We start from the raw sequence: 16,493 nt of genomic DNA on the forward strand, positions 1-16,493 counted from the left end.
GCCCCCTTTCCTACTTCGACTCATCTTCCATCATGAGATGATAATGGATGAAGTCGAAGAAATGCGTTTCACCTTCGCCATTTTCTTCAATCATTTCGGTCGCGCGGACTTTCACTTCTTCAGCAGCTTCTTCTTCACCGATGATCAGAAAATATTCATTCATGAAAAAGTACATTGCGAGTGATTCATAAGTGACTGCCGGCTGCAGCGTCTCGCGGTCGTACCTTCCGTATAACCGCCCTTCTTCCTCCCATTCGGTTTTAAGCCACTCTTCAAAACGCTCTGACGATAATCCGATCCGTTCACGGTTGATCGCTATGAGCAATTGATCTATCGGATGGATTACATCACCCTTCACATAAACTTCTTCCACCACATCGAAATACTCCGGAAAGAATACTTCGTCAGTGTCGACATTTTCCAGTACACGATCGGCATTCATATCTTTTGGAACATCATCTATTAAATAGCTCAAGGTCACTCTTTGCGCTGGAAATTCCACTTCCCAATCATAATAATCGACTGTATAGTCATTATTCGTTTGGATACGGGAAATGGTTTCAATAATCCGGTCTGCGGTTTCCGAGTACTCTGGCTGACCGAATAATTGGTCTGCCTCCCTTAGCGCAGCTGCAATCCGGATATCGTCAATTAACGCGTTGACGGTAGCATCCTCAAAAATCAGCCAATTAATGAAAAAGTTATCTCCCTCTTCCACCACAAATTCGTCCATGAGATTTTCGTATTGCTCTGCAAACTTTTCTTCATCTTCCATCATGACCAAATATTCCATATACAAGCCGATGCTCTCGGACAAATATTGCGAATCGGGAGCCGAAGGATAAGCATGGATAAAATTATTTTCGTCGAAATAGGCTTCCGCAAAATCTTCCGGAACCGCTTTTTGCTCCACCGGCTGTTCTTGGTCCTCTGGCGCCTGTTGCTCGTCTGGTTGAGGCGACGGTTCACTTGTTTCCTCGCTGCAGGCAGCGAGCATTGCCACACCCATCACCGGCAAGAGCCATTTCCTCATGAATCCACTCTCCCTTTGAAGCGCTGGGTTTTGTCCCAGGCAATCGTTTTTTTGCGCAATTTGCTCCATGTATAAGTAGCAACGCTGCGGATCAGCAGCAAGATAAACAATTGGGCATACGTGAAGTACATGACCAGCACGTACAGCACATTGGTCAACGAAACATTCCGGTCGACGACAAGCGCACTCAAGAGCTGGGCGGTATAGACGATATAGGTCATAAACCAAAGCATCATGAGTGGCGCACCGACGTTCGGAATGTCAACTCCGGAAATGCTCAGGATGAAAAAGATGTCCGAAATCAGCAGCATCAAAACAAAAATCAGGTACGTGAAGAGATGCTGTAAACTGAGCACGAAGGTTCTGCCTTTCCAGTGCGACCAATCTTTCATTGACTTCTCCAATAAATACAAATTGCCGGTAAGCCAGCGGGTCCGTTGCTTGATGAAAGCTTTAAGCGTTTCCGGTTCCTGCTCCCATGTGCGTGAAGTCGGAATGACCGGCAACACGTAACCAGCAGCTGTCAGACGGACCGTCAGTTCGGCATCCTCTGCCAAGGCATAAACATCATAGCCTCCCAGCTTCTCGATGACCGAACGGCGCAAAAGCATGTTCGTCCCCGCTAGTGAACCAAGTCTGAAAAGTGCCCAGCGCCCGCATTGCATGAGCAATTGGAACACTTGGAATTCAAGCGAAATCATTCGGGTCAAGACATTTGTATCGACATTTTTCGTCTTGACATACCCGACAGCCCCTGCAGCGTTCGGCACCGTCTCTGCTGCCTGGACCAATTTCTCCAAAGCATCCGGCTCAGGTTCATTATCCGCATCGTAGACGACAAAATAATCCGAGTCCGTTACGCTCAAGCCGTAGTTCAAGACCCGCGATTTCCCCTTTGGATTCCCGGGCGGTACAGGAATGTAATGGATGCGCGAAAAGACTTCAGCGAATTCCTGGACGATGGCAGCCGTTCCATCCTTGGAACTGTCATCCAAAATGTAAATATCGAGTTTGCCTTCATATTTCAGCCGCGCCATGGCGCGCAATGTATTTTCAATGACGATTTCCTCGTTGTGTGCAGGGATCAACACGGCCACGCTCGGATAATGTTTGATTTTCAGCGGATTGCGGAACCGCAGCCGGTACCAAACACCGCCGATTGTCACCGCGGAATAGAACAGCAGCAAGATCCAAAACAGGACAACTGTGGCTGTGATGAGTATATTCATATCGCTCTACCCAAAGCACGCGACAATTCATTCAGATTGGACACCTGCTCCTTTCTGACTTCATACGGTGAATCCAGCAAATTCAATTCCTGCTTCACTTTGTCGCGGTAGCGCTCCATCATGAGGCGTACCCCTTCTTCATCTATATCTTTCAGCAGCAGGTAAATTGACTGGCCGGTCGAGGTCGCCAAGTCGAACTTCTGGCGGATCGTGGCCAGCGTTGCCCGTTCAAGCGATTCTTTGATGTTTTGTTGGGTGCGCTTGTTTTTCGTATTGATCGTGATTTCCACGAACCACGCCTCTTCTTGCCGGCGTTCTGTCGTCTTGAGCACCCATTGCGCCTGCTCAGTGAACTCATTGACCGTCAGGATGTCAGTTTCTCCATGATATTTTTGGAGAAGCTGTACTTGCCGGCGCAATTCGCTCGCTTCGTAGCCGATTTGCTTGATCTGATTGAGCAATAGCCAAAAAGACAAGATGAAACCGGTGAATAGCAAATGGCTATAGACATACATGATTTCCAAATCCGGCCGCTGCGTGAAGAAAAAGGCAAATACTGTCAAGAAAACCCCATAGCTCAAAATGATGCTTATGCCGTACAGGAATACATAACGTTCATGAATTAATGTCATGAACAAGATGGATAGCCCCGCCACAAGCAGCATTTCGGTGGAAAACGGCAGAACCAGCGAGAATAACGCCCAACCGAATCCAAGCACCATCAAAATCAAAATTCCGAGCTTCAAATTATTCTTCATTCCGCCCACCCCATCGCATAGGTTAAAGTACCTGTTATTTATTCCAATATTATAAATATTGAAATATCATAAACCTATACTACTACATAGAATAAATTTAAACTAGTATAAAAAGTATTGTCAGTAATAATATCCTGTGATTTTTTAATTATAATAGGTATTAATATCTATATAATTCTAATTTTCAGATATCATTTTCTATATGAACAAAGGTATAATGGGCTTAATTCAAAGCCTCTGAAAGCGGATACAAATATTGACATTAACTTTTAAAAATCATTTTCGATTTTTATTCAATCTCCATATAAACGCAATAAAAAAACTGCCGGATCGGCAGTTTTTTCTGTTATAAATACGTATACATGACCGGATTTTCCATATTTTTCTTTAAGCGTTTAAAGCCATTCTTCTTATAATATGCCCTGATTTTCTTGTTATATGCTTCATCCTGCTTGGAAGTATTCGTATAATAACCCGGAATGACGACCAGCAGTTCTACATCCAAGAACTTCAATTCCTCTAGCATTTTTTGTCCGAACGATTCTCCGATGCCTTTATTTCGCTCTTCCTCGGCCACCTGCAAATCATCAAACACTGCCACTAGGCCAAAGACATCATCGATATCCGGAATATGCTTCAAGTCACGGTAGACATCCCCCAAGCCTTCGGAGATATGCTCTGCATACATGGCCAGTGACTCGAGCGAACTGCGCTGGGGATTGAACAGGTAGAAATGGGCATCCCCGACTTGCGGCTGCTCTTCCTGCCCCTTCAACGTACAATCTGCTTTGCATGCAAAGATTTCAGTCCCCGGCCGCATCTCAATCCGATAGTCGACGTGGATATCATCTTCTGTAATCATCGAATCTCCTCCTTCACAGTGTCCATTCGGTTGAACATACATCAAGTATGTCATTTATTATCAGAAAATTCAATCACTATTAAAAACTATTCTCTCGCCTTTTCTTCAGCTAGTTTCTTTTCGAATAGGTCGAGCAACTGCGCTTTCAGTTCAGGGCGCTGCAGTGCGAATTCGATCGTCGTTTCGATAAATCCATATTTTTCGCCTACATCATAACGTTTACCTTCAAAAGCGAATGCCTGGACCGGACGGGTCGCATTCAACTTTCCGATGGCATCGGTCAATTGGATTTCCCCCCCAGCCCCCGGTTCCTGCTCTTCCAGTAAACGGAAGATTTCCGGTGTCAGGACATACCTGCCCATAATGGCGAAATTAGATGGGGCATCTCCAGGCTTAGGTTTTTCGACGAAATAGCCGACCTTCATGAGCGGACCTTCGGTTTTGGACGGGGCAATGATCCCGTAACGATGGGTTTCATCCTCACTTACTTCCTTGACTCCAATGACCGGGCTGCCTGTCTTCTCGAACTGCTCGATCAACTGGAGTAGCGCCGGGGGATCGTTTTGGACGATATCATCCCCGAGCAGCACCGCAAACGGCTCATCGCCAATAAAATGCCGCGCCGACCAGATGGCATGCCCGAGGCCGAGCGGCTGTTTTTGGCGGATGTAATGAATTTCCACTTCTGAAGTGGCAAGAACCGAATCAAGCATATCGAGCTTTCCTTGTTCTTTCAGGATATGTTCAAGTTCAAAAGCATGGTCGAAATGATCTTCAATGGCACGCTTGCCTTTTCCCGTGACGATGATGATACTCGTGATGCCAGAGGCAATTGCTTCTTCAACGATATACTGTATGGTCGGCTTGTCGACAATTGGCAGCATTTCTTTCGGCATCGCTTTGGTCGCCGGCAAGAAACGGGTACCCAGGCCCGCCGCCGGGATGATCGCTTTTGTGATCTTCATGGACCTTCCCACCTTTCCTAACGCAGTCATTTACTTGAGAGTATAGCATTGTTTCCAGAAAGCAAAAAAGCCTCCGCCATGGCGGAGACTTTTGTTTAAACGAAAAGATGTGCGAACAATACGATGATCGGCAAAGTGATCGCTGTGCGCAAAAGGAAAATGACGAGCAGCTCCCAGAACTTCACCGGAATATTCGATTTTAAGATCAAGATGCCGATTTCCGACATATAAATCAATTGCGTGAGCGACATGCCGGCAATGACGAATTTCGTCAAATCGCTTTCGATGCCGCTGCCGAGCACTGCCGGCAAGAACATATCGGCAAATCCGACCAGTAAAGTCGGCGCCGCTTCAGCCGCTTCCGGCAAGCCCAAAAGCGTAAGCAATGGAATGAGCGGATAAGCGATGATGCGGAAAATCGGCGTGTATTCCGCGATGACCAGTGCAGCCGTACCGAGCGCCATGACCAGTGGAATCAAGCCAAGCCAGATATCCATGACCGTGCCGATGCCTGACTGAGCCAGTTTCTTGCCGCTTGCGGCCGTACTCGCTTTCAAGCGCGCGGCTTCAAATCCCCATTTGACCAAAGAAACATTTTCCGGAACGCTGTCGTCGATTTGTTTCCCGACGCCTTCCCGATATGTATCAGTTTTACGGGACAAAGGCGGAATGCGCGGCATGATGACCGCCGCGACGAGGCAAGCGACCGAAACCGCCAGATAGAACGGCAGGAACAGGTGGCCGATGCCGATGACATTTGCGACGACTAGGCTGAATGCAACAGAAGCGATCGAGAAAGTTGTCGCGATGACCGCAGCTTCGCGTTTCGTGTAATAGCCTTCGTCGTATTGTTTCATCGTCACCAATACCCCGACAGGTGCAGCGCCCATCCAGGAAGCCATCGCATCAATTGACGAACGTCCCGGCAATGTGAACACCGGGCGCATGATTTTATTGAGCAAAGTCCCGACGAACTCCATCAAGCCGAATTCGACTAGAAGCGGCAACAGGATGCCGGCAAACAAAAACCAAGTCAACAGTACCGGCGCGAGGTCGTAAAGTACGACGCCGCCTGTATTGCGGGAAGCGATGGCTTGCGGGCCGACTTCATAAAACGCCATGATACCGACCGCAAATCCGATAAAGCGGATTGCCAAGCTAACTGGTCCGATGATGAAAATCGGACGAAGCATATCGAAATTTTGGATGAATCCAGGTTTCACGATACTCGCTGCCAATCCTGCGAATGCTGAGAAGCCAAGAAGAACCAAAATGAATCCAGGAATCCACTCCCCGAATGTCGACAGCAAGAATGAAGCAAGAATGCCGACTCCGATTGTAATTTGCCCGTCATAGGAGACAGGGACAAGGAATAGTAAAGCCCCGATTAATGATGGGATGATAAATTTCCATGTTGCAGATGGCGATAAGGCCTGTTTCTCTTTTGGTATGCTGGTCATGAACGTTTCCCCCTTATATATATTCCCCTTCATTTGTTACTGCAAATTTGTTAATGCCTTGTCCAGTATTTTGATGCCTTCATCAATCTGTTCTTTTGTGACCGTCAGCGGCGGAATCATCCGGATAACTTCTCCTGAATTGCCGCATAAATAGAACAGCACCCCTTGCTTCAGGCAATCATCCAATACCGTCATGACCGCTTTCCCGTCCGGGCGTTTGGTTTCTGGATCCATCAATTCGATTCCGATCATGAGCCCGACGCCACGCACTTCGCGAATGGTTGGATGTTTTTGTTTCAGCTTGTCCAACTCTTCCAGGGCATAAGCACCGAGCGTCTGCGCATTTTCCAATAGCCGTTCTTCTTTCAGCACTTCGATCGATGCAAGCGCCGCAGAACAAGCAAGTGGATTGCCGCCGAATGTCGTGCCATGCGTGCCGAGCGGCCATTGATCCATCAATTCTTTCGATGCCACCGTCGCACTGAGCGGGAGCCCAGCGGCGATGCCTTTTGCGACAGCCATGATGTCCGGCGTGACTCCAAAAGTCTGTGCGGCGAACCAATTGCCAGTGCGGCCGAAACCGGTCTGTACTTCATCGAATATCAACAGGATGCCGTGGCGGTCGCAGATTTCGCGCACTTTCGCCAGCCATTCTTTTGGCGGGATGATATAGCCGCCTTCTCCGAGCACCGGTTCCAAGATGATGCAAGCGACTTCTTCCGGCGTCACTTGGTGATTGAAGAGCTTTTCCATATCACGCTCCAGTTTTTCAGGGAAGAACACTTTCGGATCCGCTCCTTCCGGCAAATCATCCGGATGGGCATATGGCAATTGATAGGTCAGCCAGGACGGCTGCATATGTTTGCGGTATTTGCTTTTCGAAGTCGACACGCTAAGCGCGCCCATCGAACGCCCGTGGAAACAGCCGGTGAACGACACGACGTATGGTCGTTTCGTGACGTATTTCGCAAGCTTGATGCCGCCTTCGATCGCTTCTGTCCCACTATTCGCGAAAAAGAAATTATCCAGTTTCCCCGGCATGATTTGCTGGAGCTCGTATGCCAGCTTCAAGATCGATTCATAGATGATGACGCCGGATGGACCGTGGATCAAATGGTCCGCCCCGTCTTTGATTGCCTGGACGACTTTCGGATGGCGATGACCGACATTCTCCACCGCGATACCTGAGGTGAAATCCAGGTAGGTGCGCCCATCCGCCCCGTAGTAATAACAGCCTTCCGCTTTTACGACCGGCAGATTCGGGTGGTCTTTCGCCATGCTCGGCGCCAACAAATTGCCGATGGAGTTCGTCATTTCCATCCATCCCTGTGTTTGTTTCGTTGTCATAAATCTTCATCCTTTCCTGTTGCGATAGCATGTTTTTTCAACTTGCGCACGACAGATGGCTGGCTGATGCCGAGCCGTTCCGCCATTTCGGTCGTCGTTCGGTAGCGTTTCTTGGCGTTTTCCAACACTTTTTTCTCAACTACATCAAGCAAATGCGGCAGTGTACGGCCTTCAAGTTCGATGCCGACTTGCTCATCTTTTGCGGGACGGTAACTTGCCGGCAGGTCTTCCAGGCAGATGTCACCGTGCTCGCTTTCAAGATAGCCACGTTCCAGTACATTGCGTACTTCCCGGAAATTGCCTTTCCAATCCAGTTGAAGCAAATGGACATATGCCGGGTCTGTCAGTTTTTTCCGAGCGCCATATTTATCCCCCAGTTCATCGATTGTCCGGGTCAAAAAGGCTTCCAAATCCTCCGGCCGTTCGCGCAGCCCTGAGAGTTGAATCAGCGAGACATGCAATAAGTAAAATAGGGCCTCCCGGAACTTTCCTTCTTGCATATGTTCCTCCAATGAAGTGTCGCTGATGGCGATCAGCCGGATGTCGCGTTTTTCCGCAAGCAATTTTTCAAGCATCGACTGCGTACGGCCTGATAGCTGGTCAATTTCGTTCAAAACGAGCGTCCCGCCTTGTGCCAGGCCGAAATAGCCGCCTTCGCCTTCAAACGATTCAACGAAGATTGTTTCCGGAATGGCGCCACAGTCAACTTCGATAAAGGGTTCATCCTTTCTCGCGCTATGCTGGTGAATGAGCTTGGCAAACATGCTTTTTCCGGTTCCCCGAGGGCCTTCGATTACTAAAGAAGCATCGTATTCTGCCAATTTCAACGCACTGCGCAGCGCTCGTTCGGACTGTACGCTTTGGGCGATGACCCCGTCGACTGATAATTGCCTGCCGCGTAAATACGCCAACTCCCCTTTGACACGGTCCATCTCTGTTTCCAGGGATTCAAGATATTCTTTCATGATCATCAGTTCTGATACTTCATAGGAATAACTGATGACATATTCTACTTCTCGTTGTTCATCGAATACCGGCATCCCCGTAATGAGCATTTTTTTACCCGTCGCAGTTTCCTGAACGAGCACCAGTTTTTTCTTTCGCTCGATGACTAGCGGTGTGACGGCTGGCGTAAAGACGCCTTCCTGCTCCAACTCATAGATCGAGCGGCCAAGCAGTGCAGCCGGTTCCAATCCATAATGCAAGCCGCTCATTTCCGTTACTTTAATGATGCGGCCTGCCCGATTCGTGATGATGATATCTTCATCGTGCATGGCCATGACTTCTTCGATAGCGTCTGGCACCAGTAAATGTCGGTGCATGTTTTCACCTCATTTATTCATTATTGTATAGACTATACGATAATGAATAATCAAAAAGCAAGACAATTCGAACAATTATTTCTTTTATCTTTAAAAACCCAGCAGTTTCATGAAAGGAAAAGCAAGTTATAATCTAATAGACCTATTCTAAAAGCCATGATTCAAGACTATACTATTCTAGATATTCCATTTATTTCACATACAGGAGGATTCAAATGAAAGGTGCGTTAACACTTATTACTTCCCTCTTACTGGCTCTTGCGATTGGAACAGTTCCGGCGTTCGCCATTTCAGAGGATGACCGCGGCTTTAACCGCTTATTGACAGAAATCGGCTGGGAAAAAGCGGATTACATCGATTATTTGGACAGCAAAGGCTGGACGCTGGATGATTTTTATTCTTCCACCGATCTAGGTACACCGCTAACGGAAGACGGCATTGCACAAGTTCTGGATACATACGAGCTGACACGCGTTGAATTGAACAGCCTGCTGGAAGAGTTCGGCGATCTTGATGCAGGCGTAGATGTATTGGACGGGGACTTCATTATTTTCATGGAAGAACTGGAAGAATCGGTAGACTTCTATTTGACCTATCAAGAAGATTGGACACCGATCACCGAAGCGAACTTAGCTTTATTGCTTGAGGATTTCGGCTTTGCTTCCAAAGAAGAACTGGAGGAATTCCTTAACTTATTCGATGATTCAATCGCCAATTATGAATTCATCGAGGACTTGGAGAGCTCCATCATGTTCTATCAGGAAGACTGGCTATTTGACATGGATTTGGAGGACGTATTCGCTGAATTCGGCTTGACTGAACAGGAACTTGAGCGCCTCGCCCAACATTTTGAAACGCTTGATTACACGAATCCGGAATTTGAAGAACGGTTGATGGAACTCAGCGAGCGCATGATGGCGATCGAGGAATTCTCCACGGTGACCGAATTATCCGCCGAACAAATCGCGGAACTCCTGTCAATCTACGACGAATTCATGGAAATCTTCGAAATGGAAGCCAAGTATTATTTCGTCAAAGGCGATGAGAAAAAAGAGATGAGCGTCCAATCCCTTATTTCACTTGAGTCGACAGATGGTTATGACCTCTTGATCGAGCTGTACAATTTGCAAGGCGACTTTCTGGCAGATATCCTGTTGACCGCTGATATGTTCGGATCGGACCTCATTGTCGATACCGGAAAAGAATTGGAAAACAGCACACCGACTGTTATACCGCCGCCTAAAAAGCCAGCTGATAACACGAACCAAACCGTCAAAGGCGGAAAACTGCCAAAAACAGCCAGTGACTTCGCACAAAACGCGGCTATCGGGCTTGGCTTTATCGCATTCGGTGCTTTGTTGTTCAGACGCACACGGGTGAAACCCACATCATGAACAAAAAGCGAATTTCCTGGTTGATGACAATGGCGGCAGCCGGAATGATCGTCTTTGGCCTATGGTTCAGCGGCACACAGGCTGCCACTTTCGCAAAAGGCTATTTTCTATACAAAGCTGATTCAGTCTCCGCAGAGGACTTTGCGCCCAAACTGCAGACGACAAACGCCGAAGTTTCATTACCGGAAGCTGCGCCGAATGAAGACCCACAGGCTCCAATCGAAGAAACTAAAGAAACTGAAGAAGCAGCCCAACTCCCGAAAGACATCCAGTATCCGACAGATCCACAAATCGGCGACTTGATGGGCGAACTGATCATCCCGAAACTGGAGGCCAGCCTGCCAATTATCCATGGCACTGATGAAGACGAATTGGAGAAAGGCGTTGGCCATTATGCAGACAGCGTCTTGCCCGGTCAATCCGATAACTCAGTCTTGTCAGGTCATCGCGATACGGTGTTCCGGGAACTCGGAAAAGTCGGCAAAGGCGATGAATTCATCGTTAATACCGCTGATGGCACGTTTACCTACCGCGTCCGCCAAGTGCGCATCGTCGATGAAGACGACCGCACTGTCATCGTCCCGAAACCGAGGGCCACATTGACGGTCTCGACGTGCTATCCTTTTGATTTCGTCGGCTATGCGCCAGAACGCTATATTCTCGTAGCTGACCTCATCTCGAGCAACTAAACGAAAGACCGCAGCCTCCCAAAAGGAAGCTGCGGTCTTTTTTATTCAATAGAAAAGTCTATTAATACATTTCGAATTAGAATGGAATTGGTTTTTAGTACTTTCAAAAATCAATGATCTATCTAAGTATTTGGAGAAGCGTTCGCTCGACTCCTGTGGATCAGCGAGACGACCGAGACCCCGCAAGACGCGCAGCGGCTGAGGAGGCTTGGGCGCGAGCCCACGGAAAGCGAGCGATAAGCTTCGGAAAATACGACTTCTTACCTTTCTCCACAAGCTGAGAAAAGCCCTGAATTCTCATTCAGGGCTTTTCACTATTCCACGTTGACGATATCGGAAATATAGAAGAATCCGTAATCATCCATGACGATCGTATAAACTTTCGTGCGTTCCTGCACCGACCAATTGCCTTCCGCGTCCTTGAACTCAAACGCTTCTTCCGTATAAACAAGGGCATGGTCTTCCTTGATTTCAATATTGGTGATATCAAGTTTATTGAAAATATGTTCCATGTCTTTGCCAGCAATCTGGTCGATATACTCAATCATGCTATTGTAGATATCGCTTTGGTAGACCAGCAAGTTCTGGACATAATAGAAATCCTCTTCCTGCAATGCCAGTTCGTAAAATTCCTGGTAGCTCACGACAAATTCCGTCAATGATTCTTCCGTGAATTCATGTGTTGTGCTGTAATCGAATTCGTAGTTTTCGTCTTCGTAGCTGCTATCAAAATCGTCGTAGGCCGGGAAGATCTTGGCGACCGCTTCACGGCTCATCGGATTTTTCGCCCATGCATCCAATTGGTCATACATCGAATAGAGAGGGATGGAGAATCCGATTGAATCCCCTTCAGGGAATAACAGTGAGTTGATGCCAATGACTTTTCCTGTGCCTGCGTCAAGAAGCGGACCGCCGCTTGATCCCGGTGCTAGGGCAGCATCGATCTGGTAAATATTTTCATACGTGAACTCCTGGTAGAAATCACGGTCGATGCCAGTCAAATAACCCATTGACGCGGTATTTTCAAAACCGGACGGGCTGCCGAGCGCGATGACTTCCGTGCCGACATCGGTTGCTGCCATTTCCACTTCCAAAGGCTCGATGCCCGTTAAATTATTTACTTGAATCAAGGCAATATCGGATTCAGCTGAAATACCGACAACGGTTCCTTCATGGTCCTGCCCATTGATATTGCGCACGATGACATCTGTATACCCTGATACAACGTGCGCGTTCGTCACGACCATGCCCGTTTCCGTAAACAGGAACCCGGATCCTTGGCCGCCTTCCGTCAAGATGGTGTAGACGCGTGATTGTGCGTCTTTAATGATGGCCGCTTTGTCTTTTTTCTTCGGCTCGACTTTTTCTTCCTGGTCGGAAGGGTGGGTGATATTTTCTGCTTTCGTCACTGTGCCTTCTACCGGTTCTTCAGACGACACTTGCGTTTCCGGCTCTTCTACCGGCATTTCTTCTTCCACCGGCTCTTCTTCCACCGGTTCTTCCTCAGGCACCTCTTCAGGCACTTCTTCAGACGCTTCGGTGTCTTCCTGAGGCAATGCCACTTCCGGCTCTTCCTCACCTAGCAATTGCCCTAATCCAAATCCAAGCCCCAATAACACGGCCAACAACACGAGCGCATACATGAATTTATTGCGCTTCGGTTTGCGTTGCTTTCTTGTGGCAAGCGGCGCTCCGCAATTATCACAGAACTTTGCAGACTCATCATTCATCGTGCCACACTTTGTGCATTTCATAGCTGTACCTCCTGCCGGACATAATTCATCCCCGAATTTTCTTCATTATAAACCTTAGAACGCCAAACCTCCACCTTAGGTTGCCTTTGTAATATTTTGTCCTTATTTGGTAATAAATTTCAAAATTCAGAACATGTTTTTTAGGTCTTTATACGTACTAAAATTGCTTAAAGCTCCGTTTTCCCTGCCTCCATCAGAAAGCGGATAAAATTACCGTTTCGTTCTTTTGGGAAATGCTTTTAAAATAATGGGATAGGTGATTCGAACTTGCCAGCTGCAACATCTTGCTATAAAAATAATCTCCACTAAAAAAAGCAATGCCTCGGCATCGCTTCCTGTACTTCTCTTTTATTGCACGCTTCAACAAGTTCAGCGGACATCGATCCCTGTGACTGCTTCCTGCAGTACCAACACGTCACTGAATAGCTGGGCATCGGCTTTTCCGCTTGCTTTCGCTTGTTCGTTGACGCGCTGCAGCAGTTCATCCAACTGTCCTTGAATCTCTTGATACTCTTCAATCGTTAATGTGCTTTTGCTGTCTACATGCTGTTCTAGCTGTTCCAATTCTTGTTCCACATCACCATGAGGGCCCAAACGTTCGATCACTTCGCGCCCCGGTTCGTGCTTTTTGCCGCCTGTTGAATTCTCGCTTGCAAACGTCACCGGTTCAAAATGCGCCATGAATACCGTCCCAAAAACGAGCGCCGAAAGTGAAATGTTCAGAGCAGAAATCTTCAAATGATTTTCCTCCTTCGAATTGGTCTGCTTTCACTCCTAGGCTAACCGATTTGTCCGTCTTCGTAACCCCTTTGGCGACAGTCTTCACTAACACTTAACAAACTTTACATTCAGTTTCATCGCAAAAGAAAAAGCCGCTTAAGCAGCAGCTTTTTTCTTATCTGTAATCTGCACGGGTCATGCGACCATTGTATGGCAGCCGTTTTTGCTGTTCCAAATCACGTTCACGATTCTCGATCTTTGCGGCAACGATGCCAAGCAATGTGCCGAACGCAGCCCCTGCGAACACTTCGATTGGCTGATGGCCGAGCAATTCCTTCAACTCTTTATCGCGCTCCACAAATTCAAAGCTCGGAAACTCCCCGGAAATTTTCGTGAAGCTGTCCTCGAGGTCATTGACCAAACGCGCAATTTCGCCTGTATGGCGGCGTATGCCTTGCGCATCGTACATGACGATGGCGCCGAATACGACTGCCAGTGCCGTTTCCGTGTGGCGTGCACCTTTATTGGAAGCGACGTATGCGGCGAGTGCCGACACTCCTGCTGAGTGGGAACTCGGCATTCCACCTGTCGTAAAGGCTTGCTGCCAATCCCATTTCCCTGCCACCACTTTATGCGTGACGATTTTCAATCCTTGTGCGATGCCGATCGCCCCGAGTGACGTGATCATTCCGCGGTTCATCTTTCTCATCTTTTCATCCTCCAATACAGTAACTGCTGCGGCTTATGCCGCCTGATAACTCCCTTTACCCTGAAATCCCTAAAGATATGTAAAGGCAGGGAATATTTTTGGAGGAACTGCTTAGAAAAGCGGATTTCCCGTTTATTTTAATTGCAAATCAACCTCAAACTTCACATCTGGCGTGATAGCGCCTTTGCTGCCGAAGATTGAATACGCCGGATACGAAGGAAGCAAACTTTTCGTCGGCGAAGGAATCGAGTTCGCTGCGGTCAATAAAATCGGCGCGTCTTTTTTAGCCGCAAGTACCGATCCCGCTAAAGCGTCCGGGAAGTTTGTGCCGGTGGCGATAAAAGCTTTCTGTTTCCCCATCGGCAAGCCTTGGTTGATCAACTTGCCGGTATCGTAGCGGCTGGTTCCACCGTACCGCTTAGCGCCAGGCAACTGGGCCATGACGGCATTGCTGACCGCGCTCGTGCCTCCGGTGACAATCGTCGAATCTTTACCGGCTAGGGCAGCTTTTGTTTCTGCCGGCAATGTGCCCGTCCGTGTCAGCAAAATCGGGATGCCATTTTTCGCTGCATAAGGGGAAACGGAAAGAACATCCGGGAAATTTTGGCCGTTGGAGACGACTGCCCGGTCACTAGTAATTTTTTTAGCGATCAGGGCGGCCGTCTCGTAGCGTGTCTTGCCGCCGATGCGCTCTACGCTATTCACCAGCTGGCCCACTTGCTGTTCAACAGTTGCCGATAACGCCCCGTTGCTGCCGAGAAGAATAGCTTTGCCGGGTTTCAAACGACGGATTTCAGCTGCTGCTGCCGGGTGAAGGGCATCCCCTTTTGTCAGCAGGATCGGCGCATTTTCTTTGTAGGCGAGCGGACCACCCGCCAATGCATCAGGAAAGTCAGTGCCTGTCGCAATGATAACTGTCGAAGCCGAGCTCCATCCGGCTTTGGAAATGGCAACCGCCGTGTCATAGCGGCTGGAACCAGCCAATCGGTCCGACCAATGGCTTGCATCCAAAGTCAATGCACGGTCTACATTAAGGCGGCCATGGCCGTAATAGACATCTTTTCCAGCCGTCCCAAGATCTTTTGCCGTCAGCATCAAACGCCCTGCGATGTCGGTATTGCTGAGTTTCGGTTCATTCGCCTTGAGCAGCGCTGCAGCCCCCGAGACGATCGGCGTGGACATGGAAGTTCCGTCCATTCCCCCGAATGATTGATCAGGGAATATGGAAAAAACGCCTGTTCCCGGTGCAGCGATATCGATCGTTTTGCCGAAATTCGAGAAATCGGAGCGCTTGTCCGCAGCATCAGTTGAAGCGACGGATAGCACTTCTTGATATGCTGCTGGGTAGTAAGGGGAACTGATGCCATCGTTGCCGGCTGCTGCCACGACGAGAACATTTTTGGAATGTGCATATTGCACAGCTTCTCTCAAGACGTTCGTGTCGGAATATGCCACCAGGCTCATGTTGATGATGTCAGCCCCGTTATCGACTGCATGATAAACGCCAGCGGCAACGTCCGAGATAAAGCCATCCTCGCCATCGAATACATCAATTGGCATGATGCTCGTCGACGGTGCCACGCCAACCCCGAATAATTCATTGTCCATGTTGCCGGCGATAAGCCCGGCTACATGTGTCCCGTGGATCTCTACACTTACGCTTCCAGGTTTTCCAGTGATGATATTAAACGGGGAAACGATGCGCCCTTTCAGATCGGGATGCAGCAAGTCAAATCCATCATCGATTATCGCCACAAGCACATCGGCTTTCCCGGTCGTCTTATCCCAAGCGGATTCTGAACCGATGAGCCGGTGGTGGTATTGATACCCTGCGTAAAACGGGTCACCCGGTATGGCGGCCAATTCCACTCGATGGTCCGGCTCGACGTATTCAATATGCCCTTGCTTGGAAAGCTCCGCCATAAACGATTCCACGCTCTGCCCTTGCGGCACTTCGAGCGTGACGATTTGCCCGTCGCCCGTTTTCGCTGTTGCGACTTTCTGTGCAGCAGCTGCACCTTCCATAGCGGCTTGTTCCCGCAATTTAACAATGACCCGGTCTGCCGGGTTTTCTGTCGGTCCTTGCGCTTGCGCCATTGTGCCAATGCCGATCAGAGAAAGGGCTAATGTCATAGCCGCCAATACTGTAGTTGTCTGTTTCATGGTCATTCCCCTCACATCCCCATAGTCTTTCCACCCTATATTTTCTGATAATTCAAATATTTATTTACAAAAATTATACGACCTTTCC

General features: G+C 48.4%; 14 protein-coding genes. 2 read left to right on the forward strand and 12 right to left on the reverse strand.

Annotation, left to right across the window (positions count from 1 at the left end):
- Window positions 1-10 precede the first annotated feature (10 nt).
- The 8 genes from DFR62_RS03190 to DFR62_RS03225 form a co-directional block, all read right to left on the reverse strand.
- Window positions 11-1,033, reverse strand: coding sequence for a hypothetical protein (locus DFR62_RS03190; protein WP_121298016.1), 1,023 nt, complete (start codon window positions 1,031-1,033; stop codon window positions 11-13).
- A complete protein-coding gene (locus DFR62_RS03195) occupies window positions 1,030-2,262 on the reverse strand; it encodes a glycosyltransferase family 2 protein (protein WP_121298017.1) in 1,233 nt (410 codons plus the stop codon). Before DFR62_RS03195 ends, DFR62_RS03190 begins: the two co-directional genes overlap by 4 nt.
- Window positions 2,259-3,020, reverse strand: a complete 762-nt coding sequence (locus DFR62_RS03200) for a hypothetical protein (RefSeq protein ID WP_121298019.1) — start codon at window positions 3,018-3,020, stop codon at window positions 2,259-2,261. Before DFR62_RS03200 ends, DFR62_RS03195 begins: the two co-directional genes overlap by 4 nt.
- A 346-nt stretch (window positions 3,021-3,366) precedes the next feature.
- Entirely contained in the window at window positions 3,367-3,882 is a 516-nt protein-coding gene (locus DFR62_RS03205) for a hypothetical protein (protein WP_121298020.1), read from the reverse strand.
- 86 nt (window positions 3,883-3,968) lie between these two features.
- Window positions 3,969-4,847, reverse strand: coding sequence for a UTP--glucose-1-phosphate uridylyltransferase GalU (gene galU, locus DFR62_RS03210; protein ID WP_121298021.1), 879 nt, complete (start codon window positions 4,845-4,847; stop codon window positions 3,969-3,971).
- A 95-nt stretch (window positions 4,848-4,942) separates the two neighbouring features.
- The gene (locus tag DFR62_RS03215) at window positions 4,943-6,307 is read right to left on the reverse strand and encodes a YjiH family protein (RefSeq protein WP_121298022.1); all 1,365 of its coding nucleotides are present in this window, start codon (window positions 6,305-6,307) and stop codon (window positions 4,943-4,945) included.
- 36 nt (window positions 6,308-6,343) lie between these two features.
- A complete protein-coding gene (locus tag DFR62_RS03220) occupies window positions 6,344-7,654 on the reverse strand; it encodes an aspartate aminotransferase family protein (protein ID WP_121298023.1) in 1,311 nt (436 codons plus the stop codon).
- On the reverse strand, window positions 7,651-8,976 hold the full coding sequence (locus tag DFR62_RS03225) for a sigma 54-interacting transcriptional regulator (RefSeq protein ID WP_121298025.1): 1,326 nt from the start codon (window positions 8,974-8,976) through the stop codon (window positions 7,651-7,653). Before DFR62_RS03225 ends, DFR62_RS03220 begins: the two co-directional genes overlap by 4 nt.
- Before the next feature lie 215 nt (window positions 8,977-9,191).
- On the opposite strand from DFR62_RS03225, the gene DFR62_RS03230 reads away from it, so the two are divergent.
- Window positions 9,192-10,370 carry a processed acidic surface protein gene (locus DFR62_RS03230; RefSeq protein WP_121298026.1) on the forward strand — a complete coding sequence of 393 codons (1,179 nt, stop codon included), beginning with the start codon at window positions 9,192-9,194 and terminating at the stop codon, window positions 10,368-10,370.
- Entirely contained in the window at window positions 10,367-11,059 is a 693-nt protein-coding gene (locus DFR62_RS03235) for a class D sortase (protein WP_121298027.1), read from the forward strand. Before DFR62_RS03230 ends, DFR62_RS03235 begins: the two co-directional genes overlap by 4 nt.
- Before the next feature lie 314 nt (window positions 11,060-11,373).
- Here DFR62_RS03235 and DFR62_RS03240 read toward each other — a convergent pair whose 3' ends face one another.
- The 4 genes from DFR62_RS03240 to DFR62_RS03255 all read right to left on the reverse strand — a co-directional run bounded on the left by DFR62_RS03240 (window position 11,374) and on the right by DFR62_RS03255 (window position 16,405).
- Complete coding sequence (locus DFR62_RS03240) at window positions 11,374-12,813, reverse strand: trypsin-like peptidase domain-containing protein (RefSeq protein ID WP_121298028.1); 1,440 nt, start codon at window positions 12,811-12,813, stop codon at window positions 11,374-11,376.
- 369 nt (window positions 12,814-13,182) lie between these two features.
- Window positions 13,183-13,551, reverse strand: coding sequence for a hypothetical protein (locus tag DFR62_RS03245; protein WP_121298030.1), 369 nt, complete (start codon window positions 13,549-13,551; stop codon window positions 13,183-13,185).
- Window positions 13,552-13,708: 157 nt separating this feature from the next.
- On the reverse strand, window positions 13,709-14,242 hold the full coding sequence (locus tag DFR62_RS03250) for a divergent PAP2 family protein (protein ID WP_121298031.1): 534 nt from the start codon (window positions 14,240-14,242) through the stop codon (window positions 13,709-13,711).
- Between the two features lie 132 nt (window positions 14,243-14,374).
- Window positions 14,375-16,405, reverse strand: a complete 2,031-nt coding sequence (locus tag DFR62_RS03255; RefSeq protein ID WP_158290833.1) for a S8 family serine peptidase — start codon at window positions 16,403-16,405, stop codon at window positions 14,375-14,377.
- Between the last annotated feature and the right edge of the window lie 88 nt (window positions 16,406-16,493).

It is taken from the genome of Planococcus citreus, assembly GCF_003664125.1.
Lineage (GTDB): Bacteria > Bacillota > Bacilli > Bacillales_A > Planococcaceae > Planococcus > Planococcus citreus.

Excerpts from the sequence above, each read along its gene's own strand:
- DFR62_RS03195 (WP_121298017.1), bottom strand. The coding sequence starts at position 2,262 with ATGAATATACTCATCACAGCCACAGTTGTCCTGTTTTGGATCTTGCTG.
- DFR62_RS03230 (WP_121298026.1), top strand. The coding sequence starts at position 9,192 with ATGAAAGGTGCGTTAACACTTATTACTTCCCTCTTACTGGCTCTTGCG.
- DFR62_RS03200 (WP_121298019.1), bottom strand. The coding sequence starts at position 3,020 with ATGAAGAATAATTTGAAGCTCGGAATTTTGATTTTGATGGTGCTTGGA.
- DFR62_RS03250 (WP_121298031.1), bottom strand. The coding sequence starts at position 14,242 with ATGAGAAAGATGAACCGCGGAATGATCACGTCACTCGGGGCGATCGGC.
- DFR62_RS03235 (WP_121298027.1), top strand. The coding sequence starts at position 10,367 with ATGAACAAAAAGCGAATTTCCTGGTTGATGACAATGGCGGCAGCCGGA.
- DFR62_RS03190 (WP_121298016.1), bottom strand. The coding sequence starts at position 1,033 with ATGAGGAAATGGCTCTTGCCGGTGATGGGTGTGGCAATGCTCGCTGCC.
- galU (WP_121298021.1), bottom strand. The coding sequence starts at position 4,847 with ATGAAGATCACAAAAGCGATCATCCCGGCGGCGGGCCTGGGTACCCGT.
- DFR62_RS03255 (WP_158290833.1), bottom strand. The coding sequence starts at position 16,405 with ATGAAACAGACAACTACAGTATTGGCGGCTATGACATTAGCCCTTTCT.
- DFR62_RS03220 (WP_121298023.1), bottom strand. The coding sequence starts at position 7,654 with ATGACAACGAAACAAACACAGGGATGGATGGAAATGACGAACTCCATC.
- DFR62_RS03205 (WP_121298020.1), bottom strand. The coding sequence starts at position 3,882 with ATGATTACAGAAGATGATATCCACGTCGACTATCGGATTGAGATGCGG.
- DFR62_RS03240 (WP_121298028.1), bottom strand. The coding sequence starts at position 12,813 with ATGAAATGCACAAAGTGTGGCACGATGAATGATGAGTCTGCAAAGTTC.
- DFR62_RS03225 (WP_121298025.1), bottom strand. The coding sequence starts at position 8,976 with ATGCACCGACATTTACTGGTGCCAGACGCTATCGAAGAAGTCATGGCC.
- DFR62_RS03215 (WP_121298022.1), bottom strand. The coding sequence starts at position 6,307 with ATGACCAGCATACCAAAAGAGAAACAGGCCTTATCGCCATCTGCAACA.